The 22,695-nt window shown below is 59.8% G+C and carries 20 protein-coding genes; 11 read left to right on the top strand and 9 right to left on the bottom strand.

Annotated elements, in window-relative coordinates:
- The first annotated feature begins 68 nt into the window (after positions 1–68).
- Complete coding sequence (katE, locus tag AB4P97_RS24480) at positions 69–2,210, top strand: catalase HPII (protein WP_042556962.1); 2,142 nt, start codon at positions 69–71, stop codon at positions 2,208–2,210.
- 80 nt (positions 2,211–2,290) lie between these two features.
- Here katE and AB4P97_RS24475 read toward each other — a convergent pair whose 3' ends face one another.
- Genes AB4P97_RS24475 through AB4P97_RS24460 form a run of 4 tightly spaced genes read right to left on the bottom strand, consistent with a single transcriptional unit; the run spans position 2,291 to position 5,090 of the window.
- On the bottom strand, positions 2,291–3,004 hold the full coding sequence (locus tag AB4P97_RS24475; RefSeq protein WP_042556961.1) for a PA5502 family lipoprotein: 714 nt from the start codon (positions 3,002–3,004) through the stop codon (positions 2,291–2,293).
- 37 nt (positions 3,005–3,041) lie between these two features.
- Positions 3,042–3,830 (bottom strand): zinc ABC transporter permease subunit ZnuB, encoded by a 789-nt coding sequence (gene znuB / locus AB4P97_RS24470; protein ID WP_042556960.1) that lies wholly within the window; start codon positions 3,828–3,830, stop codon positions 3,042–3,044.
- Complete coding sequence (gene znuC, locus AB4P97_RS24465) at positions 3,823–4,608, bottom strand: zinc ABC transporter ATP-binding protein ZnuC (RefSeq protein ID WP_042556959.1); 786 nt, start codon at positions 4,606–4,608, stop codon at positions 3,823–3,825. Before znuC ends, znuB begins: the two co-directional genes overlap by 8 nt.
- On the bottom strand, positions 4,608–5,090 hold the full coding sequence (locus tag AB4P97_RS24460; protein ID WP_042556958.1) for a Fur family transcriptional regulator: 483 nt from the start codon (positions 5,088–5,090) through the stop codon (positions 4,608–4,610). Before AB4P97_RS24460 ends, znuC begins: the two co-directional genes overlap by 1 nt.
- Positions 5,091–5,156: 66 nt before the next feature.
- On the opposite strand from AB4P97_RS24460, the gene AB4P97_RS24455 reads away from it, so the two are divergent.
- Positions 5,157–6,077: a zinc ABC transporter substrate-binding protein gene (locus tag AB4P97_RS24455; RefSeq protein ID WP_080896088.1), complete on the top strand. Its 921-nt coding sequence runs from the start codon at positions 5,157–5,159 to the stop codon at positions 6,075–6,077.
- A gap of 91 nt (positions 6,078–6,168) precedes the next feature.
- On the opposite strand, the gene AB4P97_RS24450 is transcribed toward AB4P97_RS24455, so the two are convergent.
- Both AB4P97_RS24450 and AB4P97_RS24445 read right to left on the bottom strand, forming a co-directional pair.
- Positions 6,169–7,122, bottom strand: coding sequence for a homoserine kinase (locus tag AB4P97_RS24450; protein WP_395601721.1), 954 nt, complete (start codon positions 7,120–7,122; stop codon positions 6,169–6,171).
- Positions 7,123–7,182: 60 nt separating this feature from the next.
- Complete coding sequence (locus AB4P97_RS24445; RefSeq protein WP_042556955.1) at positions 7,183–7,473, bottom strand: DUF2782 domain-containing protein; 291 nt, start codon at positions 7,471–7,473, stop codon at positions 7,183–7,185.
- A gap of 74 nt (positions 7,474–7,547) precedes the next feature.
- Here AB4P97_RS24445 and polA point away from each other — a divergent pair, with 74 nt between their 5' ends.
- Positions 7,548–10,352, top strand: a complete 2,805-nt coding sequence (gene polA / locus AB4P97_RS24440; RefSeq protein ID WP_395601720.1) for a DNA polymerase I — start codon at positions 7,548–7,550, stop codon at positions 10,350–10,352.
- A 328-nt stretch (positions 10,353–10,680) separates the two neighbouring features.
- On the opposite strand, the gene yihA is transcribed toward polA, so the two are convergent.
- On the bottom strand, positions 10,681–11,325 hold the full coding sequence (gene yihA, locus AB4P97_RS24435; protein ID WP_395601719.1) for a ribosome biogenesis GTP-binding protein YihA/YsxC: 645 nt from the start codon (positions 11,323–11,325) through the stop codon (positions 10,681–10,683).
- A gap of 217 nt (positions 11,326–11,542) precedes the next feature.
- Between yihA and AB4P97_RS24430 the strand changes: the two genes are divergently transcribed.
- The 7 genes from AB4P97_RS24430 to AB4P97_RS24400 all read left to right on the top strand — a co-directional run bounded on the left by AB4P97_RS24430 (position 11,543) and on the right by AB4P97_RS24400 (position 18,812).
- Positions 11,543–11,800, top strand: a complete 258-nt coding sequence (locus AB4P97_RS24430) for a cytochrome c5 family protein (protein WP_042561931.1) — start codon at positions 11,543–11,545, stop codon at positions 11,798–11,800.
- Between the two features lie 45 nt (positions 11,801–11,845).
- Positions 11,846–12,457 carry a cytochrome c gene (locus AB4P97_RS24425; protein WP_042556952.1) on the top strand — a complete coding sequence of 204 codons (612 nt, stop codon included), beginning with the start codon at positions 11,846–11,848 and terminating at the stop codon, positions 12,455–12,457.
- Positions 12,458–12,645: 188 nt separating this feature from the next.
- Positions 12,646–13,287 carry a thiol:disulfide interchange protein DsbA/DsbL gene (locus AB4P97_RS24420; protein WP_042556951.1) on the top strand — a complete coding sequence of 214 codons (642 nt, stop codon included), beginning with the start codon at positions 12,646–12,648 and terminating at the stop codon, positions 13,285–13,287.
- A 14-nt stretch (positions 13,288–13,301) separates the two neighbouring features.
- Positions 13,302–14,180: an endonuclease/exonuclease/phosphatase family protein gene (locus AB4P97_RS24415; protein ID WP_115147887.1), complete on the top strand. Its 879-nt coding sequence runs from the start codon at positions 13,302–13,304 to the stop codon at positions 14,178–14,180.
- A complete protein-coding gene (locus tag AB4P97_RS24410; protein WP_395601718.1) occupies positions 14,177–16,240 on the top strand; it encodes a diguanylate cyclase in 2,064 nt (687 codons plus the stop codon). The genes AB4P97_RS24415 and AB4P97_RS24410 overlap by 4 nt, the downstream gene beginning before the upstream one ends.
- 99 nt (positions 16,241–16,339) lie before the next feature.
- Positions 16,340–17,122 carry an N-acetylmuramoyl-L-alanine amidase gene (locus AB4P97_RS24405; RefSeq protein WP_042556948.1) on the top strand — a complete coding sequence of 261 codons (783 nt, stop codon included), beginning with the start codon at positions 16,340–16,342 and terminating at the stop codon, positions 17,120–17,122.
- A 76-nt stretch (positions 17,123–17,198) separates the two neighbouring features.
- Positions 17,199–18,812 (top strand): EAL domain-containing protein, encoded by a 1,614-nt coding sequence (locus tag AB4P97_RS24400; RefSeq protein WP_395602968.1) that lies wholly within the window; start codon positions 17,199–17,201, stop codon positions 18,810–18,812.
- Here AB4P97_RS24400 and AB4P97_RS24395 read toward each other — a convergent pair.
- Positions 18,809–20,599 (bottom strand): KinB sensor domain-containing domain, encoded by a 1,791-nt coding sequence (locus AB4P97_RS24395; protein ID WP_042556946.1) that lies wholly within the window; start codon positions 20,597–20,599, stop codon positions 18,809–18,811. The genes AB4P97_RS24400 and AB4P97_RS24395 overlap by 4 nt on opposite strands.
- Before the next feature lie 10 nt (positions 20,600–20,609).
- The gene (gene algB / locus AB4P97_RS24390; RefSeq protein ID WP_042556945.1) at positions 20,610–21,956 is read right to left on the bottom strand and encodes a sigma-54-dependent response regulator transcription factor AlgB; all 1,347 of its coding nucleotides are present in this window, start codon (positions 21,954–21,956) and stop codon (positions 20,610–20,612) included.
- A 427-nt stretch (positions 21,957–22,383) separates the two neighbouring features.
- Between algB and AB4P97_RS24385 the strand changes: the two genes are divergently transcribed.
- Positions 22,384–22,668: a hypothetical protein gene (locus AB4P97_RS24385; protein ID WP_042556944.1), complete on the top strand. Its 285-nt coding sequence runs from the start codon at positions 22,384–22,386 to the stop codon at positions 22,666–22,668.
- Positions 22,669–22,695: the final 27 nt, after the last annotated feature.

The raw sequence follows: 22,695 nt of genomic DNA, 5'->3' as shown, positions 1-22,695 counted from the left end.
TGCCGTGCCCGGGAACCACTCAAGAGTCCTCGGCACGTCCCGGGGGTCAAACGAGGAGTTTACGTCTGATGAGTACCAAGAAACCTGCCCCTGCAAAAAGTGAAATGGCCGGAACCGATACCCCGGATCGCGCCAACACCAACGCCAAGCTCGACAGTCTGGAGACCTTTCGCTCCGACGCCACCGGCCAGGCACTGCGCACCAACCAAGGCGTGAAGGTTGCCGACAACCAGAACACCCTCAAGGTCGGGGAGCGCGGGCCGTCGCTGCTGGAAGATTTCATCATGCGTGAAAAAATCACGCATTTTGACCATGAACGTATCCCGGAGCGTATCGTCCACGCCCGCGGCACCGGGGCCCATGGTTTTTTTCAAGCCTATGAAAATCATGCTGCGCTGACCAAAGCCGGATTCCTACAGGACCCTGGGAAGAAAACCCCGGTGTTCGTCCGCTTTTCCACGGTGCAAGGGCCACGCGGTTCCGGCGACACCGTGCGTGACGTGCGCGGTTTTGCCGTGAAGTTCTTCACCGACGAGGGCAACTTCGACCTGGTCGGCAACAACATGCCGGTGTTTTTCATTCAGGACGCGATCAAGTTCCCTGATTTCGTCCACGCGGTAAAACCTGAACCGCACAACGAAATCCCTACCGGTGGCTCGGCTCACGACACCTTCTGGGACTTCGTGTCGCTGGTGCCGGAGTCGGCGCACATGGTCATCTGGGCGATGTCCGACCGGGCGATCCCGAAGAGCCTTCGCAGCATGCAGGGCTTTGGCGTGCACACCTTCCGCCTGATCAATGCCGAGGGCAAATCGCGCTTCGTCAAATTCCACTGGCGCCCAACTGCGGGGACTTGCTCGCTGGTGTGGGACGAAGCGCAGAAGCTCGCCGGTAAAGACACCGACTATCACCGTCGCGATCTCTGGGAAGCCATCGAGATGGGCGACTACCCGGAATGGGAATTGGGCGTGCAGATCATCGAGGAGGAAAACGAGCACGATTTCGACTTCGACATCCTCGACCCGACCAAGCTGATCCCGGAAGAAATCGTGCCGATCACGCCGCTGGGCAAAATGACCCTCAACCGCAACCCGGACAACTTCTTCGCCGAGACCGAGCAGGTTGCGTTCTGCCCTGGCCACATTGTTCCGGGTATCGACTTCTCCAACGATCCGCTGCTGCAAGGTCGGCTATTTTCCTACACCGATACGCAAATCAGCCGACTCGGTGGGCCGAACTTTCATGAGCTGCCGATCAACCGCCCGGTGGCGCCGTTCCACAACGGTCAGCGCGATGCTCAGCACCGCACAACCATCGACAAGGGGCGCGCCTCTTACGAGCCGAATTCGATTGACGGCGGTTGGCCGAAAGAAACGCCACCGGCCGCGCAGGACGGTGGTTTCGAGAGCTATCCGGAACGTATCGACGCCGCCAAGATCCGTCAGCGCAGCCAGTCGTTCAGCGATCACTTCTCGCAGGCAACCTTGTTCTTCAACAGCATGAGCGAGCATGAGAAGGAACACATCATTGCCGCTTACAGCTTCGAGCTGGGCAAGGTTGAGCGCGAGTTCATCCGTGCACGGGAAGTGAACGAAATTCTGGCGAACATCGATCTGGAACTTGCCAAGCGCGTGGCGGAAAATCTCGGTCTTCCGGCACCCACCAAAGGCACGGTCGAAGCGCGCAAAACGTCTTTCGATCACTCACCGGCGCTGAGCCAGGCCAATTTGTTGCCAGAAAACATCAAGACGCGAAAAGTAGCGATTCTTGCTGCCAACGGCGTCGATGGTGCAGCGATTGATGCAATGAAGAAAGCACTGGCCGCTGAAGGTGCGCACGCTAAATTGCTCGGCCCGACCTCGGCGCCGGTAAAAACCGCCGATGGCAAAAGCCTGCCGGTGGATGCATCGATGGAAGGCATGCCTTCCGTGATCTTCGATGCGGTGTTCGTGCCGGGTGGCGCGGCGTCGATCAAAGCGTTGAGCGGTGACGGCGTGGCGTTGCATTACGTGCTGGAGGCGTACAAGCACCTGAAGGCGATTGCCTTGCACGGCGAAGCCAAGCAATTGCTGGATGTGCTGAAGCTGGAGGCAGATGCCGGGTTGCTCGAGGGTAAGGATGTCGGGGCGTTGACCAAACCGTTCTTTGCCGCGATCGGGCAGCATCGGGTTTGGGCTCGGGAGCCTAAGGCGAAAGCCGTTCCGGCGTAAAAGCAAAAGATCGCAGCCTTCGGCAGCTCCTACATGGGTTCACATTCGCCCTGTAAGAGCTGCCGGAGGCTGCGATCTTTTTACGGTTTACGCGGACTCAGCACCATCTGCGCCGGCACCGTGCGCAGAATCTGCTTCTCGATCTTCAGATCAAAATCCGGATTCAATTTCTTCACACGCTTGGTCAGCAAATTCGCCAGCCAGGGATAGTCATTGGTACGTGGCGCCTGAATAGTCACCGCACACTCGTAATTCACTACATCGGCGGCGATCGCATCCAATTGCCGGCGAAGTTTGGGACTATCGGTGATGTTCAGCGCGACCGTGGTGCTTTCGGCTGTCGGGTCAATCACTTTGGCTTTCGGCCGGGCTTCCGCAGCGAGCAACGCCGCCTCGGCTTTTTCAAGCTCGGCCTTGCGTGCTTCGGTAATGGCGCCGTTGACGCCACCGGTCAGCGCCGGGGCCTTGGGCATCAATACACGTGCACGGCTCAAAGCAGTTGCAGCAGCGTTTACATCACCCTTTTGCAAGACGATCTGGCTGCGACGCAGATACGCCTCGGCCAATTGCCGTTGATATTGCTCAAGGGATTGATCGTTGGGGGTTTCAGTCTGCAAAGTGGCCAACTGGGCTTCGGCAGTGGCCAATTCGCTGCTGGCCAGGCTTTGTTCCAGCTGCGCGATGGCCGTAGCCCGCGCATCGGGGACTTCAGCCACCGGCGGCGTGCTTTGGCAGGCGCCCAGCAGCACTGAAAATGCGACAAGGAGCAGATAACGGGAGGCGAACGGCTTCATTCCTGCGACTCTCTAATTGCGCAAAAAGCGGCCAAGTCTACACCCCACGACGAGGCAGAACAAAACTCAGCAGAAACAGTGCGGCCGCCGTCACAACGATTGACGGACCCGCCGGGGTGTCCTTGAACCATGACAGCGCCAGCCCGCCACACACGGCGAGCATGCCCAGCAGGCTCGCGCCCAGCGCCATCTGCTCTGGCGAACGAGCGTGACGCTGTGCCGCAGCCGCCGGAATGATCAACAGCGAAGTAATCAGCAATACGCCGACGATTTTCATCGCCACCGCGATCACCACCGCGATCAACAACATCAGCGCCATGCGCAAACCCGCGACCGGCAAGCCTTCAACCCTGGCCAGTTCCTCATGCACGGTGATCGCCAGCAGCGGCCGCCACAGCGTCACCAGCAACACCAGCACCGCCGCGCTGCCGCCGAGGATCCACGCCAGGTCAGTCGGGCTGATCGCCAGCAGGTCACCGAACAGATAGGCCATCAGGTCGATCCGCACTTCATGCATGAAGCTTAGTACGACAAGCCCGAGAGAGAGCGTGCTCGGTGCGAGAATTCCCAAAAGCGTGTCGGATGCCAGAGGCTGGCGCTGTTGCAACGTGACCAGCAACACCGCCAGCAGCAGGCAACCGACCGTGACCGCAACCGTCGGGCTGACATCCAGCAGAAAGCCCAGTGCCACGCCGAGCAATGCAGCATGGGACAAGGTATCGCCGAAATACGCCATGCGCCGCCACACCACAAACGAGCCAAGCGGCCCTGCGACCACCGCCAGCGCCAGACCTGCAAGCAGGGCATACAACAGAAAATCAGCCATGCTTGCAGTTGTCTCCATGAACGTGGGGTTGGCCCGAAACCGGGCCCTTGACCACTGAACCGTGCAGGTCGTGGGCGTGGTCGTGGTGGTGGTGATAAATCGCCAGGCTCGGCGCGTTCTTGCCGAACAGCTCGACAAACGCCGGATCGCCGCTGACTTGCTCGGGATGCCCAGAGCAGCAGACGTGACGGTTGAGGCAGACCACCTGGTCGGTGGTGCTCATCACCAGATGCAAATCATGGGAAACCATCAGCACGCCGCAGCCGTGGCGATCGCGCAGCCGGGTGATCAGGCTGTACAGCTCCGCCTGGCCAGCGACATCTACGCCTTGCACTGGTTCATCGAGCACCAGCAGTTCCGGTTCGCGCAGCAGGGCTCGGGCGAGCAGTACGCGCTGCATTTCACCACCGGAAACGCTCTGCACCGGGCTGTCGATGACGTGCTCGGCACCGACTTCTTTCAGAGCCGCCAGTGCACGCGGGCGATCAACGCCCGGCACCAAACGCAGAAAACGCAGCACCGAGAGCGGCAAGGTCGGATCGACGTGGAGCTTTTGCGGCATGTAGCCGACACGCAGTTTCGGCTTGCGCCAGACGCTGCCACTGTTCGGTTTCAACAATCCGAGCACGGCGCGCACCAGCGTGGTCTTGCCCGCGCCATTGGGGCCGATCAGGGTGACGATCTGCCCCGGCTCGACGCTCAGCTCGATGTTGTCCAGCACGGTTTGTCCGCCAAACGTGACGGCGACTTGCTCCAGACGGATCAGCGCATTGCTCATCAAGCCCCCTGGCAACCGGAGCACAGGCCGACCACTTCGACGGTCTGCGCTTCGACGATAAAACCGACATCCATGGCGCTGTTGATGATTGCGTCACTGATCACTTTTTGCTCAAGCTCGATGGCAGCGTGGCATTCGCGGCAGATCAGGAACTGGCCCTGATGCGCATGTTCCGGGTGCACACAGCCAACAAAGGCGTTGAGCGAGGAGATGCGATGCACCAGGCCGTTTTCCAGCAGGAAATCCAGCGCCCGGTACACGGTCGGCGGCGCGGCGCGGCGGCCGTCCTGCTCGCTCAGCACCGCCAGAATGTCGTAGGCACCCAGCGGTTTATGGCTTTGCCACACCAGCTCCAGCACTCGGCGGCGCAACGCAGTCAGGCGCAAGCCTTTCTGTGCACACAAAGTATCGGCCTCGGACAAAGCGCTGTGCACGCAATGAGAGTGGTCGTGGGGACGGCTGGCGATCGGTGTAATAGGCATGGGCGGCGACGAGTTTTGATAGAGACGTTATTATGTTACCCGTTCTCGCCTCCTTGAGTGGTCATCGTGTCCCGACTTTTTTCTGTTTTTGTGGCGTTTGTCGCCAGTTTCCTGCTGATCGGTTCGGCTCAGGCCGAGGTCAAAGTGCTCACCAGCATCAAACCGCTGCAGCTGATTGCCGCAGCCGTGCAGGACGGCGTGGCGATTCCCGAGGTACTACTGCCGCCGGGTGCCTCGCCGCACAACTATGCGCTGCGTCCATCCGACGTACGGAAGGTGCAATCGGTGGATCTGCTCTACTGGGTCGGCCCGAGCATGGAAGGTTTCCTGCCTCGCGTGCTGAACGGTCGTACGCTGCCGAGCGTCGCGGTGCAGGATCTGCCGGGGATGAAACTGCGCCATTTCGCTGAAGACAGTCATTCCCACGCCGAAGAAGCCGACGATCATGACCACGATCACCGTCCGGGCACGCTGGATGCGCACTTGTGGTTATCGCCGGTGAACGCGCGGGTGATTGCCGACAAAATGGCCGCTGATTTGAGTGCAGCTGATCCGGCGAATGCCGAGCGCTATCAAAGTAACGCCAAGGCTTTCGATGAGCGTCTTGATGCGTTGGATCTGCGTTTGAAGAAGCGTCTGGCCAGTGTTGAAGGCAAACCGTACTTCGTCTTTCACGAAGCGTTCGACTACTTCGAAGACGCTTACGGCTTGAAGCATACCGGCGTGTTCAGCGTGGCGGCCGAGGTGCAGCCGGGTGCCCAGCACGTCGCTGCGATGCGCAAGCGTTTGCAGGAAGTGGGCAAGACCTGCGTGTTCAGCGAGCCGCCATTGCGCCCGCGTCTGGCGGAAACGCTGGTCGCCGGCCTGCCGGTGAAACTGGCGGAACTGGATGCATTGGGCGGTTACACCCCGGCGACGGCTCAGGGGTATGAGCAGGTGCTGGAGAAGCTGGGCAATGATTTGGCGGGGTGCCTGGAGTCGTTGTAACCCCGGCATTCGTGTTGCCCCCATTCGCGAGCAGGCTCGCTCCCACAGGATTTCATTATTCCTTGTGGGAGCGAGCCTGCTCGCGAAGCTTTTAAAGGGCAAAAGGCAGATGAATGCTAACCATCTGCCGCTGCGCCAGGCGCTGCTCAAACTCCTGCGGATCGTGAATCAACACGTCCTGCCCGGCAAACTGCTCGGCCGCGATCAACCGCGACAGCCAGAACCGCACACACGCCACGCGCAGCATGGTCGGCCACAGCTCAGCCTCTGCCGCCGTAAACGGCCGTAGCGCCGCGTAGGCGCCGAGGAAAGCACGGGCACGCGGGCCATCGATCAGACCATCATCGTCCGAGCACCAATCGTTCAACGCAATCGCCACGTCATAGAGCATCGGGCCCGAGCAGGCGTTGTAGAAGTCGATCAGCCCGGTCAGATGCGTGCCTTCGAACATCGCGTTGTCGCGAAACAGGTCAGCGTGAATATTCGCCCGTGGCAGCGCGAGAATCTTGTCCTTGCGCGCAGTGATTTCATCCAGCGCCTTTTGCAGCAATGCGCGCGGCGCATCGCTCAGGTGCGAGAGCAACCCGGTGCCCTCCTCCAGCATCCAGTCGAGGCCACGATCGGTCTTGCGCTTGATCATGTGCTCGCCCTGGGTCGCCAGGTGCAGATGCGCCTGCAACTCGCCGACCTGCGCGCAATGCTGGGCGTTGGCGACCTTGATGTGCTTGCCAGCCAGACGCGGTTGCAGCAATGCCGGTTTGCCTTTGAGTTCACGCAACGCCACGCCGTCGGTGGTGCGCAGTGCATACGGCACCGGCAGATCGGCTTCGTGCAGCACGTCGAGCAGGTCGATGAAGAACGGCATCTCCTGCACCGGGCCGCGTTCGACCAGGGTCAGGACGAATTCGCCCTGCTCCAGGCTGATGAAGAAATTGGTGTTTTCGCTGCCGGCGGCAATCCCCTGGAAATCAAGCAGACGGCCAAGCCCGTAAGGGGCGAGAAAGGTTTCCAGCTCGGGCCGAGCCAGGGGGGTGAACACAGACATGGTTAAAAACTGCTCAGTTCGGGCGCCGCGTTCAACGCGGCGCCGATTAAAATTAAGAGACTACTTCCATTCGAAAATCTTCCACGACGGAATCAGCATATCCGGCTGATCCGAGCGAATGAAGTTCGCATCCGTCCCGTCTGCGCGCACAAGAAAGTAGGGCGGTGCGCCCTTCGGCGTGACTTTGATCGCATACAGGAAACCGTTTTGTCGATACTCCTGAATGGTCTTGTCGCCTTCCGTGCGAATGGTAACTTCGGGGTCCCCCGTCGGCGCATCATCCGCCGCCATCGCGGCCAATGGTGAAGCAGCAATCAACCCGACCAGCAGCAAGCGATTTAACGTACGCATGATAACCTTGTCCCTTTGTCGTCAACGGTCCCGCTATTCTAGCGCCGGGCCCGCCGAAAAGGTTGATTCTGCTCATGAGCCAAGCCCCCCTCGTCCTGGTGGACGGTTCGTCTTACCTGTACCGCGCTTTCCACGCCCTGCCTCCTTTGACCACCTCCAAAGGTCTGCCGACCGGTGCGGTCAAGGGCGTGCTGAACATGCTCAAAAGTTTGCGCAAACAGTACCCGGACAGTCCGTTCGCCGTGGTTTTCGACGCCAAGGGCGGCACATTTCGCGATGAGATGTACGCCGAATACAAGGCCAACCGCCCGAGCATGCCCGACGACATGCGCGTACAGATCGAGCCCCTGCACCAGAGCGTGATCGCCCTCGGCTTCCCGCTGCTGTGCGTGGAAGGCGTCGAGGCCGACGATGTGATCGGCACGCTGGCCCGCAGCAGTGCGGCGGCGGATCGCCCGGTGATCATCTCCACCGGCGACAAGGACATGGCACAACTGGTCGATGGCCACATTACCTTGGTCAATACCATGTCCGGTAGCTCGATGGACGTGGAGGGCGTGAAGGAGAAATTCGGCGTCGCTCCGGAGCAGATCATCGATTATCTGGCGCTGATGGGCGACTCTTCCGACAACATTCCGGGCGTTCCCGGCATCGGCCCGAAAACCGCATCCGGCCTGCTGGTCGGCGTCAACGGTGGCCTGACCGAACTGTATGCGCAGCTCGACATCGTGCCGACCCTGCCGATTCGCGGCGCCAAGACCCTGCCGGCCAAGCTCGAAGAACACAAGGAGATGGCTTTCCTCTCCTATCAACTGGCGACCATCAAGATCGACGTGCCGCTGGACGTCGAACTCGACGATTTGCAGATGCGCGCCGAAGATCCGGCCAAACTCTACGAGCTGTACACGCTGCTGGAATTCAAAAGCTGGATCAACGATCTCGATCGCGACGCCAAACGCCTGGAGCTGAGTAGCGCTGCGGCGCCTGAGCCGGCGGGCGATCTGTTCAGCGCGCCAGAGGCCGAGGCCCCGGCCGCTCCGGCTGAAGCGGCTTATGAAACCATCCTCGATCAGGCGCGTTTTGACGTCTGGCTGGAAAAACTCAAGAACGCCAAGCTGTTCGCCTTCGACACTGAAACCACGGGTATCGATGCGCAGCAGGCGCAGCTTGTCGGTCTGTCGTTCGCGGTGCAGGCCAACGAAGCGGCGTACATTCCGCTGACCCACTCCTACATCGGCGTGCCGGAGCAACTGGATCGCGACACCGTACTGCGCGCGCTCAAGCCGATTCTCGAAGACCCGAACAAACTCAAGGTCGGCCAACACGCCAAGTTCGACATGAACATTCTGGCCAACTGCGCCATCGGCGGCGATCAGAACGAAGGCATCACCGTGCGCGGCGTCGCCTTCGACACGATGCTTGAGTCCTACGTGCTCAACTCCACCGCCACCCGCCACGACATGGACAGCCTCGCGCAGAAGTACCTGGACCACACCACCGTGAGTTTCCAGGACATCGCCGGCAAAGGCGCCAAGCAACTGACCTTCGACCAAATCGCGCTGGAACAGGCCGGGCCGTATGCCGCCGAAGACGCCGACATCACCTTGCGTTTGCACCAGACGCTGTTCGAAAAACTCAGCGCCATTCCAAGCCTGGCCAGCGTGCTGACCGACATCGAGATTCCATTGGTACCGGTGCTGGCGCGCATCGAACGCCAGGGCGCATTCGTCGATGCCGAGCTGCTCGGTATCCAGAGCATTGAGCTGGGCAACAAGATGGTCGCGCTGGAGCGCGAAGCGTTCGAAATCGCTGGGGAAGAGTTCAACCTGGGCTCGCCCAAGCAGCTCGGCGTGATTCTCTACGAAAAACTCGGCCTGCCGGTTTTGAAGAAAACCGCCAAGGGCCAGCCGTCTACCGCCGAAGAAGTCTTGGCGAAACTGGCCGAGGACGATCACCGCTTGCCGAAAGTGCTGATGGCGCATCGCTCCATGAGCAAGCTGAAAAGCACCTACACCGATCGCCTGCCGGAGCAGATCAACCCGCGCACCGGGCGCGTCCACACCTCGTACCATCAGGCCGTGGCATCGACCGGGCGTCTGTCCTCCAGCGATCCGAACCTGCAGAACATTCCGGTGCGTACCGCTGAAGGCCGACGCATCCGTCAGGCCTTCGTCGCGCCAAAAGGCTACAAACTGCTGGCGGCGGACTATTCGCAGATCGAACTGCGGATCATGGCCCACCTGTCCAAGGACGAAGGCTTGATGAACGCCTTCCGCAACAATCTGGATGTGCACACCGCCACCGCTGCCGAAGTGTTCAAGGTCGAACTCAACGAAGTGACTTCCGACCAGCGCCGTGGCGCCAAGGCGATCAACTTCGGCCTGATCTACGGCATGGGCGCACAGAAACTCGGCAAGGACATTGGCGTCGACACCAAGACCGCCAAGGCTTACATCGACACCTACTTTGCGCGTTATCCGGGCGTTCGCGAGTACATGGATCGCACCCGCGCGCAGGCTGCGGATCAGGGTTATGTCGAAACGTTCTTCGGCCGTCGCCTGTACTTGCCGGAAATCAACTCCAACAAGCCGCAGGAACGCGCTGCCGCTGAACGCACGGCAATCAACGCGCCGATGCAAGGCACGGCAGCCGACATCATCAAGAAAGCCATGGTCGCGGTGGATAACTGGCTGACGACATCCGGGCTGGACGCGCGAGTCATACTGCAAGTGCACGATGAACTGGTGCTGGAGGTTCGCGAGGATCTGGTTGATCAGGTCAGCGCCGAAATTCGTCAGCACATGAGCGAAGCGGCGAAGCTGGATGTGCCGCTGCTGGTCGAAGTGGGTGTGGGCAATAACTGGGATGAGGCGCACTAAGCCATTTGAGCTGGTTTTGCTGCGGCTTCACGCCGCGGCAAACCCTTTGGAAGGTGCTTAGTCCGAATAGCGCTTGGGCTTATTCCAAAGCTTTTTGAAAAAAATCTGAACTAATCTTGCAGCTCACTACTCAGAGTTACTGAATGGCTGGTGAAGCCCTTCAATGCTCCTATGTTGTGTTAAGTGTTGGCAGATATCTGAACCCCGCCCTAGCGGTTCGGAACTTAAACCCCGGAATTTCTCCCTCCCCACTGAAATCCGGGGCTTTTTTTGCCCAAAAATCGGATGTGGTGCTACGCAAGACACCACAGACGATTTTGAAATCCTTTTACTCAGACGTTGTTTCGGCGCCTTTGTCGGCCAGTTCCATCCAGTCCGCCAACACAGTGTAGGCCTCTTCCAGACCCATGCGTTTCGGCGCCGAGAATAGCTGGATAGTCACCAGATCACCCCAACCCTTACGAATTTCCGCCTGAACCTTGAGCAGCGTGTTCTTCGCTGCGCCGTAGGTCAGCTTGTCCGCTTTGGTCAGCAGAATGTGCATCGGCATGCCGGCCGCAACCGCCCAGTCGAGCATCAGCAGGTCGAAGTCGGTCATTGGATGACGGATGTCCATCATCAGAATCAAACCCTTCAAACTCTCGCGGCCACCCAGGTAAGCCTCAAGGTGACGCTGCCAGTGCATCTTCAGCGGGATCGGTACTTTTGCATAACCGTAGCCCGGCAGGTCGACCAGACGACGATCTTCGTCTAGCTTGAAGAAGTTCAACAGCTGTGTGCGACCCGGAGTTTTCGAGGTACGCGCAAGGCTGGCGTGAGTCAGGGTGTTCAGCGCGCTGGATTTGCCGGCGTTGGAACGACCGGCAAATGCGACTTCAAAGCCTTCGTCGTCGGGGCACTGATCGACTTTGGCGGCACTGAGCATGAACGTGGACTGTTGGCACAGGCCGAGGATGGGATTTTTGAGCTGCATGGGATTTCCGATGTGGGCGGCGCCGGGAATGGGCGCGGAACGCGGTGTCGCTTCCGTTTCAGTGACGCCAGTATATAATGCCGCAGATTTTGTGTGTGCTTTGTCCCAGCGAAGGACGAAGTTTACGAGAGCGACAGACCTTGATTGCGCATTAGAACGCAAAACGCTCTCAACCCTGAAAAGGTCGTTTAAATGGCTGCTGGCTGCCGGAGTCTTGATGCCGCTTTGCAGCGCACAGGCTACACAGGATCCGGAAGCCGTGTACAACCGTGTTTGTAGTGCCTGTCATTCCGGCCAACTACCCATGGCGCCCGAAAGAGGCGATCAGGCAGCTTGGACGCCGAGGTTGGCGAAAGGTATGGAGACGCTGGTGCAACACGTGACCCAGGGTTTCAAGGCGATGCCGCCGCGTGGTTTGTGCATGGACTGCAGTGCCGAGGATTACCAAGCCATCATCCTTTGGATGAGCGAGTAAGCCCGGTCCATAACTCTTAACCCTTAGCCGTAGTTGGATTAGCTGATGAACAAATTGATCGTGAGTCTGCTGTTGACCGTGGGAATAACTGGCTTCGCCCATGCTGCAGGTGATGCCGCAGCAGGTCAGGCGAAAGTCGCTGTATGCGGAGCCTGCCATGGCCCGGACGGGAACAGCATGGCGCCAAACTTTCCAAAACTGGCCGGTCAAGGTGAACGCTACCTGACCAAGCAGCTACACGACATCAAGTCGGGCAAGCGCGTAGTTCTGGAAATGACTGGTCTGCTGACCAACCTCAGCGATCAGGATCTGGCCGACATGGCTGCCTACTTCGCCAGCCAGAAAGGCAGCGTCGGCGCCGCCGATCCCAAGCTTGTGGCGCGCGGTGAAGCCCTGTTCCGTGGTGGCAACCTGACCAAGGGCCTGCCAGCCTGCACCGGTTGCCACTCGCCCAATGGCAGCGGCAACGCTGCTGCCGGCTTCCCGCACCTGGGTGGCCAACACGCTTCATACATCGCCAAACAGCTGACCGATTTCCGCAAGGAAGAAGGCGGCCGTACCAACGATGGTGACACGATGACCATGCAGACCATTGCCAAGCGCCTGAGTGATGAAGACATCGCCGCGGTCTCCAGCTACATTCAGGGCCTGCACTAAGAGCCCTGGCTGCAACGGACATCTCGCGCAACGTTAACGCTCGATTAATCCGTCGCAGCAAGTATAAAAAGGGTGGCTTTGGCCGCCCTTTTTTGTGGCCGCTGCCGTTACACTACAGAACTCATGCCCGCCAAGGCCTGTCTGAAAACAGGTCGCGCGAGGCGACCCAATTTGTCCAGGAGTAAAGCATGCGTAATCTGATCATCAGCGCCGCCCTCGTCGCTGCCAGCCTGTTCGGCGTGACTGCCCAGGCCGCTGAAGCCCCTGCCGCCCCTTATGTAGAGCTGAGCAATCCGGTGCCGGTTGCCGTGCCTGGCAAGATCGAAGTGGTAGAGCTGTTCTGGTACGGCTGCCCGCATTGCTACTCCTTTGAGCCAGTGATCAATCCGTGGGTTGAAAAACTGCCATCCGACGTCAACTTCGTGCGTATTCCAGCCATGTTCGGCGGCCCATGGGACGCTCACGGCCAGATGTTCCTGACGCTGGAAGCTATGGGTGTTGAACACAAGGTTCACAGCGCTGTGTTTGAAGCGATCCAGAAGCAGCACAAGAAGCTGATCGACAAGAACGACATGGCTGACTTCCTCGCCACTCAAGGCGTGGACAAGGACAAGTTCCTCGCCACTTTCGACTCTTTCGCCATCAAGGGTCAGATCGTAAAGGCTCGCGAACTGGCCAAGAAGTATGAAATCACCGGCGTGCCAACCATGATCGTCAACGGCAAATATCGCTTCGACATCGGCTCCGCCGGTGGTGCCGAGCAAGCGCTGAAACTGGCTGACCAACTGGTTGCCAAAGAGCGAGCCACCAACAAGGCTGCTGCCAACTAAGCGCGGCAACCGCCATGCGCCGCTGGAAGACCGAACGCATCGTTGGCTTGCATGATCCGCAAGTCAACGAGCACCACCTGGCGTCCACGGGCCTGCCAGCGGATCATCGTCTGCGCTTGCTCAGTTTCAACATTCAGGTCGGTATCAGCACCGAGCGTTACCGGCATTACCTGACCCGCAGCTGGCAGCACCTGCTGCCGCACACCGGGCGCTCAGGCAACCTGCAGAAGATCGGCGACCTGCTCGGCGACTTCGACCTGGTCGCGTTGCAGGAGGCCGATGGCGGCAGCCTGCGCTCGGGCTACATCAATCAAGTCGAACACCTGGCCCATCTCGGCGCCTTCCCCTACTGGTATCAACAACTCAATCGCAACCTCGGTCGACTGGCCCAGCACAGCAATGGCGTGCTCAGTCGTCTCAAGCCGTGGGCGATCGAGGATCATCCGCTGCCCGGCCCAAAAGGTCGCGGCGCGATCCTGCTGCGTTTCGGCGAAGGCCCGGAAGCGCTGGTGGTGGTGATGATGCATTTGGCCCTTGGCGCGCGAACGCGCAGCCTACAACTGGCCTATATTCGTGATTTGATCGGTGGCTACAAACATCAGATATTGATGGGCGACATGAACACCCATGCCAGCGATCTGCTACAACAGTCGCCGTTACGCGATCTCGGCCTGCTGGCCCCGCAGGTGGAAGCGACATTCCCCAGCTGGCGTCCTCAGCGCTGCCTTGATCATATTTTGCTCAGCCCGACCCTGACCCTGGAAAAGGTCGAAGTGCTGGCACAACCGATTTCCGATCACCTGCCGGTCGCGGTAGAGATTCGTCTGCCGGGTTCGCTCACGGCCGATGCATTGCCCGCGTTGAGTCCTGCCCCTCGCGGAACCCCTGAATGAGCGACGAAGCCCAGCGCTGGAAAGAGAAATACCTCAAAAGCATCGAACAACAGGACAAACTCGAACGTCGCTGGGCCGCAAGGCTCGACCTGCTGCGCCGAGGCCTGGTGCGCAGCACGCTGGCCGCTGAGGGCACCGACCGCGTCGTTGATCAATGCATGAAAGAAATGCGCGACGTGGTGCGCTCCGACAACATGGACGCCGGCCTCGCCGCTCTGTTGCCGCGCCTGGAAAAAGCCGTGCTCGATTCCGAGCAGCGTCGCGAAACCCGGATCGATCAGGTCAGCACTGCACTGAACGCGCTGGTGACTCAGCTGCAAACGTTGCCGCTGCCACGGGAAGTCGCCCAGCCCCTGAAGAAATTTGCCAAACAACTGGATGGCCGTGTCGGTCAGGCCAGGGAACTGCCGCTGCTGCTGGGTGAACTCAGCGGCCTGCAGGGCAAGGCGTTGAGTCAGGTGGAGACACCCGCCGAACCTGGCCGGCCGGGGTTGCTGCAAAGGCTTTTCGGCAGCCGAGACAGCGAGGAGGCGCCGGAACCTACGGCGCAAGCTCAAGTTGCGCCGACGGCACAACCGGCAGTTGCACCTGCACCTGCAGACGAACCCGCCCCAGAGCCTGCCGCAGTCACTGAGCCACCGGTGGCCGCTGCCGTTACCCAGGACGCCGCGCCAACCGCGATTTCCGAGACACCTGCGCTTGCGCCTCAGCGCGAACCGCAAATAACGACCTTCGTGCCGCCAACGGTGACCAGCGAAGTGATCAAAGCTGCACCTGAAGCAGACGCAGTCGAATCCGAGCCCGAGCCCGAAACCGCTCCAGCACCTGCTCCGACGCCAGTTGTTTTACCCGTCGCCTTCAACCCCGACGAATTGATCCACCCCGGCGATCCAGAGCCGCTGTTCCTCGACACCCTGCCCCTGCCCCCGCCCATCGCTCAAGCACTGGCGGCGATCGATCCGGAGCAATCCGAGCACGACATCCTCTTCGCCCTGCCGGATTCCCCGGAGCCGTCCTACAGCTCCGTGGCCAAACACATCGAAGACACGCTGATCGGCCTGCTCGACGACCTGACCCTGCCCGAGCGACATCGCCCACAAGCCGAAGCCATGCGCGAGCGACTCAAGCACGGCTTGAACTGGTACGAACTGATCCCGATCCTCGACGATCTGGCGACGTTGATGCTGGCGATTACCGACAGCGGTCAGCACGAATTCGAAGCGTATCTGCAGCAACTCAACGAACGCCTCGAGGCGTTCCAGAGCAATTTGCAAGCCGCCAGCGAAGGCCATGCCGACAACAGTTCGGCGGCGCGGGCGATGGACACGCAGATCCGGGAGCAAGTCGACGGCTTGCAGACCAGTGTCCAGGAGGCTGCCGACCTGGATGACCTCAAGCAGGTGCTGGAAAATCATCTCGAAGGCTTGCTCGGCACCATGGATCAACACCAGAAGCAGCGTGATGCCCGGGAACAGGAAGTCGCGACGCGCCTCAAAGGTCTCTCCGAGCGCGTGGCGCACATGGAGCAAGAAGCCCAGGGCTTCCGCGAACACCTTGAAGAGCAACGCCAGAAGGCCCTTATCGATCCGCTCACCAGCCTGCCCAACCGCGCGGCCTGGAGCGAACGTCTCGAGCATGAGATCAAGCAATGGCAGCAGCACGGCAACACACTGAGCCTGGCAATGCTCGACCTTGATCACTTCAAGCGAATCAACGACAACTACGGCCACCTGGCCGGTGACAAAGTCCTGAAGATCATTGCCACGGTGTTGCGCAAACGCCTGCGCGGTTCCGATTTCATCGCACGTTTCGGCGGCGAAGAGTTCGTTCTGCTGATGCCGGCCACCCCGCCAGCGGTCGGTGCAAAACTGTTGGAAACCCTGCGCGCAGCGATCGAAGCGTGCCCGTTCCATTTCAAGGGTGAACGGGTGACGATCACGATTTCCATGGGGCTGGCATCGTTCAAGCCAGGAGAACACAGCGATCTGGTGCTTAAAAGAGCCGATCAGGCGCTATACCGGGCTAAAAATGGCGGGCGCAATCGAGTTGAGCTGGGCTGATAATTTGTTCCATTTTGTTTAAATCCGCTCGCTGACCGTCTGGACCCAAGGCAGTACGTTACACTGTTGCATTACTGTCTTGTGTAATTGCCCTCTGCCATGAAATTTTTTGCTCTCCTCGCGTCGCTACTCGTTCTGGCCGGTTGTGCCAGCGGTCCGCGTTATGACACCAGCCATCCTTCCGCCAACTACGACAGCCGTATCCAGTTCGTGGTCGTGCATTACACCTCGGCTTCCCTCGAGCGTTCGCTGCAGTTGCTGACCCACGGTGAAGTCAGCAGCCACTACCTGATCGGTGACGACCAGCGCGCCACTGTCTACAAGCTGATGGACGAAAACCAGCGCGCCTGGCACGCCGGTGAGAGCCAATGGCAGGGCCGCACCTGGCTCAACTCCAGCTCCATCGGTATCGAAATCGTCAACCCTGGTTTCACAGACACCCCAACCGGGCGCCTGTGGTATCCCTACAGCGAAGCGCAGATTCAAGCGCTGATCGTCCTGCTCAAAGACATCAGCAAGCGCAACGGCATCAGCCCGCAGCACATCATCGGTCATAGCGACATCGCGCCCCTGCGCAAGCTTGATCCAGGGCCACTGTTCCCGTGGAAGCGTCTCGCCGCCGAAGGTTTGGGCATGTGGCCGAACGAACAGGCCGTAGCGCGCCAGCAAGCGTTGTTCACCAGCGGCGAGCTGCCAAGCATCAGCTGGTTTCAGGCGCAGTTGGCCCATCTGGGCTATGAGACGCCGCAAACTGGCGAGCTGGACGTCGCGACGCGCCACGTCCTCGCCGCGTTCCAGATGCACTTCCGTCCTTCGCGGTTTGACGGCACCCCGGACGCGCAAACGGCGGCGTTGCTGCTGGTTCTAAATCAGACAAAATAATGACGCCCGCCCGACGGTCAGGGCGAACTTCCAATCAGCAGCTATAACTCATTGGTAATTCTTCGGATATTCCATGATGGTTGCTACCCGAGCGACGCTGCGTAGCTGGTTTTATCGCCCAGGGTTTTTGGCGATGATCGCGGCCGTCCTCAGTGCAGGCCTGTTATTCAGCGGCGCGATGTTCGTGGCGATGCGCCAGGTCGAACAAAGTGAAAGCCAGATAATGAACGCTCAGGGCGAGCGCTTTCTCGCCCGGCTCGAGCAGTTGTTCGGACAACTACGCGAAAGCCTCGACGACCTCGAAGCCCAGCCGTTGCGCAGTTGTGACGACGAGATGATCGCCACGCTGCGGCAAGTCACCTTCAACTATCGCTTCGTCTATGAAGCGGCTTATATGGACGCCTCGCGAGTCTGCTCCAATCGTCCGCGCGAAGAGGGTCTGTCGGTTAACCGCGCGCCGGACATCAAAGGCCCGACCTACAGCTACTGGCTGAACACCACAACCGAACCCGACGAAAACCGCGCAGCATTGATGCTGGGGCGCGGCAATTTTCGGGTGGCTACATCACGCGGGCATTTGACCGACATGGTCGACCTGTCGCCCGGCAGCAGCCTGCTGGTGGTGCTGGACCACGGCTCCCGCGCCATTCCGGTGCTCGGCACTGCGCAGACATGGCCACCAGCGGAACCCTGGCCGCCAAAAAGCCGCGACGCCCTGCAAGTCACCCAGAATCGGTTGATCTACCGCATGCCCACCGACAACCCGGAATATCAGTTGGTGCTGATCACGCCGCGCACCGGCATGCAGATCCCCACCATCTGGTGGTGGATAGTCCCGGCCTGCCTGGTGCTGGGCGCTGTCGTGGGGTTCTGCATATTTTTGCTGGTGCGCCAGCGCCAGTCACTGGATGCCGAACTGCACGGCGCCATCCGCCGCGGCGAACTGCAAGTGCTCTATCAACCGATCTTCGACCTCGACAGCCGCAACTGCGTCGGCGCTGAAGCCTTGCTGCGTTGGCGCCGTCCGGACGGCACATTGACCAGCCCGGACCTGTTTATCCCGATGGCGGAAAATACCGGGCAGATTCGCCAGATGACCGACTTTGTCCTTCAGCGCCTACTGGAGCAATTGGGGCCAGTGTTGCGCGCCAATCCGCAGCTGTATATCTCAGTCAACCTTGCCGCATGCGACGTGATGGTGCCGCGCATCGGCCCGGTCATGGCGCGGCTGCTGGCCCTGCACAGAGTGGCAGCCAAGCAGATTGCCTTCGAAGTCACCGAGCGCGGCTTGATTGATGTGGTGGTCGCCCGGGATAACCTGCAAGCGCTGCGCGATCTGGGCCATCAAGTGCTGATCGACGATTTCGGCACCGGCTATTGCAGCCTCGCCTACCTGCAAACCCTGCCGGTGGATTGCCTGAAAATCGACAAGGCGTTCATCGACGCGCTCGGCCATGACGCCGCCAGCAGCGGCGTCGCTCCGCACATCATTCACATGGCGCAGGCCCTGGATCTTAAGGTGATTGCCGAAGGGATCGAGCTGGAATCGCAAGCCGAACTGCTCAGCAGCGAAGGCGTGAAGTTCGGTCAGGGCTGGCTGTTCGCCCATGCCCTGAGTGCAGTGCAGTTCATCGAACTGATCACCCGCGGACGGCGAATTGCAGGGCGCCGGATGGATGACGAAGCCTAAACCGCCAAAGCCATATAAAACTGCGTGCCCTGCCCCGGCCGCGAATAAACGCCCATCCGTCCACCATGCAACTGAACAATCTCCTTGCACAGCGCCAGACCGAGCCCGGCCCCGCCCTTCTTGCGCCCGACCTGAACGAACGGCTCGAAGATCCGTCCTTGCTGGCCGTAGGCAATGCCTTCGCCATTATCTTCGACGCTGATGATCACCCGCTCGCCATGGCGACGTGCCTGCAAACGGATCTGGCCGTCCCGGGCGGTATGACGCAAGGCGTTATCGATAAGGTTGTCGAGCACCCGATCAAGCTGCGCCTGGTCAGCCTGCAAGCGCGGCAATGGTCCTTGTACTTCCACAGTCAAATCGATGCCTTTTTCCGCCGCCAAATCGGCAAAGCGTAATTGCGCCTGCGCCAGCAAATCTTCGATGGAACACGGCGCGAGCGTCAGTTTCTGCAAGCCATTCTGGTAGCGCGAGAAGTTGAGCAAGTCATTGATCAATTGCATCAGGCGCTGCATTTCTTCGTTGACGGTGTCGAGCAGGTCGGCCTCGCGAGATTCCGGCGCAAACTTCGCCCGCTCGCGGAACAGCCCGAACGCCATGTGCATGCCGGTGACCGGCGTTCGCAGTTCATGGGACGCGCGCAGCACAAACTCGCTGCGCACCCGCTCAAAGGCTCTTTGCTCGGTGACATCGTGCAACACCATCACCGCGCCAAGAATGTGACCTTGAGTGTGGCTGACCGGGGTCAGGCTATAAGTCAGCAGGCGCGACTCGCCATCGACCTCGATACTCAAATCTTCCGGCGCCCGCTCCAGCGTGCCGCCGCGCAACACCAGTTGCAGCTGCTCATCCAGTTCCGGCCGCTCAAGTGCGCTGCCCAAGCCCTGGCCGAGACGGTCGTCGTCCCAGCCCAATTGGCGCTGGGCGACCGGGTTGAGGTGCTCGAGATGGCCTTGGCGGTCGATCATCAACAAGCCGTCGTCGATGCTGTCGAGCACCGCCTGCAAGCGTTGCTGACCGGCCAGTAGCTCATCAACGTTAGTGGCCTGATGCTCGCGCAGCGCCTCAGCCATCAGCCCGAACCGGCGCGAGAGCAAATTCACTTCCATCGCCGAGGAGATCGGCAGCGTCACTTCGAAATTGCCCTGGCCGATGTTATCGGCCGCTTTGGCCAGCGCCTCGATGGGCGCACCAAAGCGCCGGGAAATCCCGTGCGCGGTAATGAACCCGATGATCAACACCGCCAGCCCGACCAACCCGAGCAGGCTCGCAATCAGCAACGCCCGGTCGCGGGCCGCGTGCTGTACAGAATTAATGTTGTCGAGCGCGTGCTTGTGCTCGGCGATCAAGCCATTTCGCAAGGTATTGAAACGCTCACGAAGGTCACTGTTGCCACTCAGGGCTGAACCCGGGTCACGGGACTGATCAAACACCTGGAGAAACTTCAGGTAATCGGATTTGGCCTGCGAGAACCCGTAATGACGGCCATCACCCTTCTCCTCCTGAGCAATGCCTTCGTCAAGCAACTGGAAATAATGTTGTTTGGACGCTTCGAACGCCTCCGGGTCAGGCTTCTCGGCAAGCATCATGATCAGCTGATCGCCGAGGGTCTGGCGCAGTTTCAGCCCCAGGTCGAGGGTGACAAAGTTGTTGCGGATCAATGTTTCCTGAGTGCCGGCCATCTGCATCACGCTGACCAGCCCGAGCAACAGCCCAAGCAGGGCCACGGTGATGAGCGCGGAAATGCTGAGGAACAACCGGGTCCGCAACTTCATCGCCAGTTTCATCGTCGGGCACTCACAGGTTGTACTGCTTGCGCTTGCGATACAGCGTCGAGGCGTCGATGCCCAGGGTTTTCGCGGCTTGATCCAGAGTACCGGCGGTGGCGAGTACTGCGCCGATGTGGGCTTTCTCCAACTCGTCCAGGCTCAGCGCGGCACCGACGCGTGGCGCATTGTTGGCCGGTTGCTCAGCCATGCCCAGGTGAGTGATCTCCACCCGTTCCTGCGGGCAGATGATGCTCGCCCGCTCGACCACGTTGCGCAGCTCGCGAATGTTGCCTGGCCAACGGTAGCCGAGCAGCGCTTCACGGGCCTCGTCACTGAAACCGCGCGCCGGGCGTGCGTACTCTTTGACGAAGCGCGCGAGGAAGCGATCGGCCAGCGTCAGAATGTCCTCGGCCCGCTCGCGCAGCGGTGGCAGGTGCAAGGTGATGACGTTGAGGCGATACAGCAAGTCTTCACGGAAGCGACCATCGCGCACCATGTCTTCGAGGTTGAGGTTGGTCGCCGCCAGAATCCGCACATCGGCGCGGCGAGTCACCGGGTCACCTACCCGCTCGTATTCCTTGTCCTGAATGAAGCGCAGCAACTTGGGTTGCAACGTCAGGGGAAAATCGCCGATCTCGTCGAGAAACAGTGTGCCGCCGTCTGCCTGGTTAACTCGACCCAAAGTACTTTCGCTGGCGCCGGTAAACGCCCCGCGACTGTGACCGAACAACTCGCTTTCCATCAACTCGGCGGTCAGCGACGGGCAGTTGATGGTCACACAGGATTTCTTCTCGCGTTTGCTCCAGCCGTGAATAGCTCGGGCCAACTCACCTTTACCGGTGCCGGATTCGCCAAGAATAAGAATGTTGGCATCGGTACCCGCCACTTGCCGCGCGGTTTCCAGGACGACTTTCATCGCCGGGCTATGGGAATCGAGGCCGTCCTTAGGCTTGCGGATTTCGCCTTCCAGCGCTTCAAGACGCGCCGAGAGTTGGCGCACTTCCAATTGCTTGGCAGTCGCCAGCCGCAATTGGTCCGGGCTGCACGGTTTGACCAGGTAGTCGGCGGCGCCGGCCTGGATCGCATCCACGGCCGTGTCTACCGCCGAGTGAGCGGTGACGATCACCACCCGCATCCACGGTGCCTGAATGCGCATCTGCGCCAATACATCGAGGCCGTTGTCTTCGCCCAGACGTAAATCAAGGAAGCACAGGTCGAAGACCTGACGTTGCAGCAGTGCCTCGGCCTGAGCCGCGCTGTTGGCGGTAGCCACCGTATAGCCTTCGTCTTCGAGGCAATAGCGGAAAGTTCGCAGGATGGCGGATTCATCGTCCACCAGCAGAATGCGGCCTTGTTGCTCAGTGGCAGATTCCATTTTTCCTACGCTCCATAGTGATTGATCTTGAGTTAGTCCCGGAAAAATCGGGCAAGTTGCATGGTTGATTCTGAACGATGCCAGCCATAGGAGGGTAGCCCTCTCCTGCCTTTACGGCTAATCCACTGATTTTGTTGAATTTTTAAACAATCACTGCCTTGCAGGCATTTACCTGCGTACTTTTCTGACATCTGCGCCCTGCTCTCAATTCCATAAGAATGAATTCTCCTACGAAAAAATCGTGCAATGCGCACGACCACAGATGCTGCATCGTGCAGGATGCGTCCCGTGGATTTTCTCAGTTCAATGTAAGCTATTGATTTTATTGATTATTTTTTAGATAAAAAACTGGCATGCAGGCTGCAATACCTTGTTCATCCCGGGCAGATCAGAACTGCCCCAACCGAATAAGCGTGAGGAACCCAGGATGACTCGCCAACGTGCCGCCCAAATGCGTATCTCGCCTCTGCATATCCAGCAAGGTCTGTTTGGCGTGCTCGCGCTGTTGATCACCCTGATCGCGTGTCAGCAATACCTGAGCTGGGAAAACAGCCAGAAGCCTGAGCCGCTGATCTCGATCCAGCACAGCACGCAGAAGCACTTCAGTGCCGTCAGCAACACTGCGGCCGAGAGCGCTTCGATGCGCATGATGGACGTCGACCAGGCGCAGCCAATGGATCAGCTGCCGCGTGAAGAGCGCTGGGTCTTTTAATTGAATTAACCGGATTCGGGCGCGATG

Source organism: Pseudomonas sp. A1230, assembly GCF_044218825.1.
Classification (GTDB): Bacteria; Pseudomonadota; Gammaproteobacteria; order Pseudomonadales; family Pseudomonadaceae; genus Aquipseudomonas; species Aquipseudomonas iridis.
The sequence above is the reverse complement of the archived record's forward strand: the minus strand, read 5'-3'. Positions and strand labels throughout refer to the sequence as shown.

Bases quoted from the DNA above. Each gene is read 5' to 3' on its own strand.
- katE (WP_042556962.1), top strand. From the start codon at position 69: ATGAGTACCAAGAAACCTGCCCCTGCAAAAAGTGAAATGGCCGGAACC.
- AB4P97_RS24475 (WP_042556961.1), bottom strand. From the start codon at position 3,004: ATGAAGCCGTTCGCCTCCCGTTATCTGCTCCTTGTCGCATTTTCAGTG.
- znuB (WP_042556960.1), bottom strand. From the start codon at position 3,830: ATGGCTGATTTTCTGTTGTATGCCCTGCTTGCAGGTCTGGCGCTGGCG.
- znuC (WP_042556959.1), bottom strand. From the start codon at position 4,608: ATGAGCAATGCGCTGATCCGTCTGGAGCAAGTCGCCGTCACGTTTGGC.
- AB4P97_RS24460 (WP_042556958.1), bottom strand. From the start codon at position 5,090: ATGCCTATTACACCGATCGCCAGCCGTCCCCACGACCACTCTCATTGC.
- AB4P97_RS24450 (WP_395601721.1), bottom strand. From the start codon at position 7,122: ATGTCTGTGTTCACCCCCCTGGCTCGGCCCGAGCTGGAAACCTTTCTC.
- AB4P97_RS24445 (WP_042556955.1), bottom strand. From the start codon at position 7,473: ATGCGTACGTTAAATCGCTTGCTGCTGGTCGGGTTGATTGCTGCTTCA.
- polA (WP_395601720.1), top strand. From the start codon at position 7,548: ATGAGCCAAGCCCCCCTCGTCCTGGTGGACGGTTCGTCTTACCTGTAC.
- yihA (WP_395601719.1), bottom strand. From the start codon at position 11,325: ATGCAGCTCAAAAATCCCATCCTCGGCCTGTGCCAACAGTCCACGTTC.
- AB4P97_RS24430 (WP_042561931.1), top strand. From the start codon at position 11,543: ATGCCGCTTTGCAGCGCACAGGCTACACAGGATCCGGAAGCCGTGTAC.
- AB4P97_RS24425 (WP_042556952.1), top strand. From the start codon at position 11,846: ATGAACAAATTGATCGTGAGTCTGCTGTTGACCGTGGGAATAACTGGC.
- AB4P97_RS24420 (WP_042556951.1), top strand. From the start codon at position 12,646: ATGCGTAATCTGATCATCAGCGCCGCCCTCGTCGCTGCCAGCCTGTTC.
- AB4P97_RS24415 (WP_115147887.1), top strand. From the start codon at position 13,302: ATGCGCCGCTGGAAGACCGAACGCATCGTTGGCTTGCATGATCCGCAA.
- AB4P97_RS24410 (WP_395601718.1), top strand. From the start codon at position 14,177: ATGAGCGACGAAGCCCAGCGCTGGAAAGAGAAATACCTCAAAAGCATC.
- AB4P97_RS24405 (WP_042556948.1), top strand. From the start codon at position 16,340: ATGAAATTTTTTGCTCTCCTCGCGTCGCTACTCGTTCTGGCCGGTTGT.
- AB4P97_RS24400 (WP_395602968.1), top strand. From the start codon at position 17,199: ATGGTTGCTACCCGAGCGACGCTGCGTAGCTGGTTTTATCGCCCAGGG.
- AB4P97_RS24395 (WP_042556946.1), bottom strand. From the start codon at position 20,599: ATGAAACTGGCGATGAAGTTGCGGACCCGGTTGTTCCTCAGCATTTCC.
- algB (WP_042556945.1), bottom strand. From the start codon at position 21,956: ATGGAATCTGCCACTGAGCAACAAGGCCGCATTCTGCTGGTGGACGAT.
- AB4P97_RS24385 (WP_042556944.1), top strand. From the start codon at position 22,384: ATGACTCGCCAACGTGCCGCCCAAATGCGTATCTCGCCTCTGCATATC.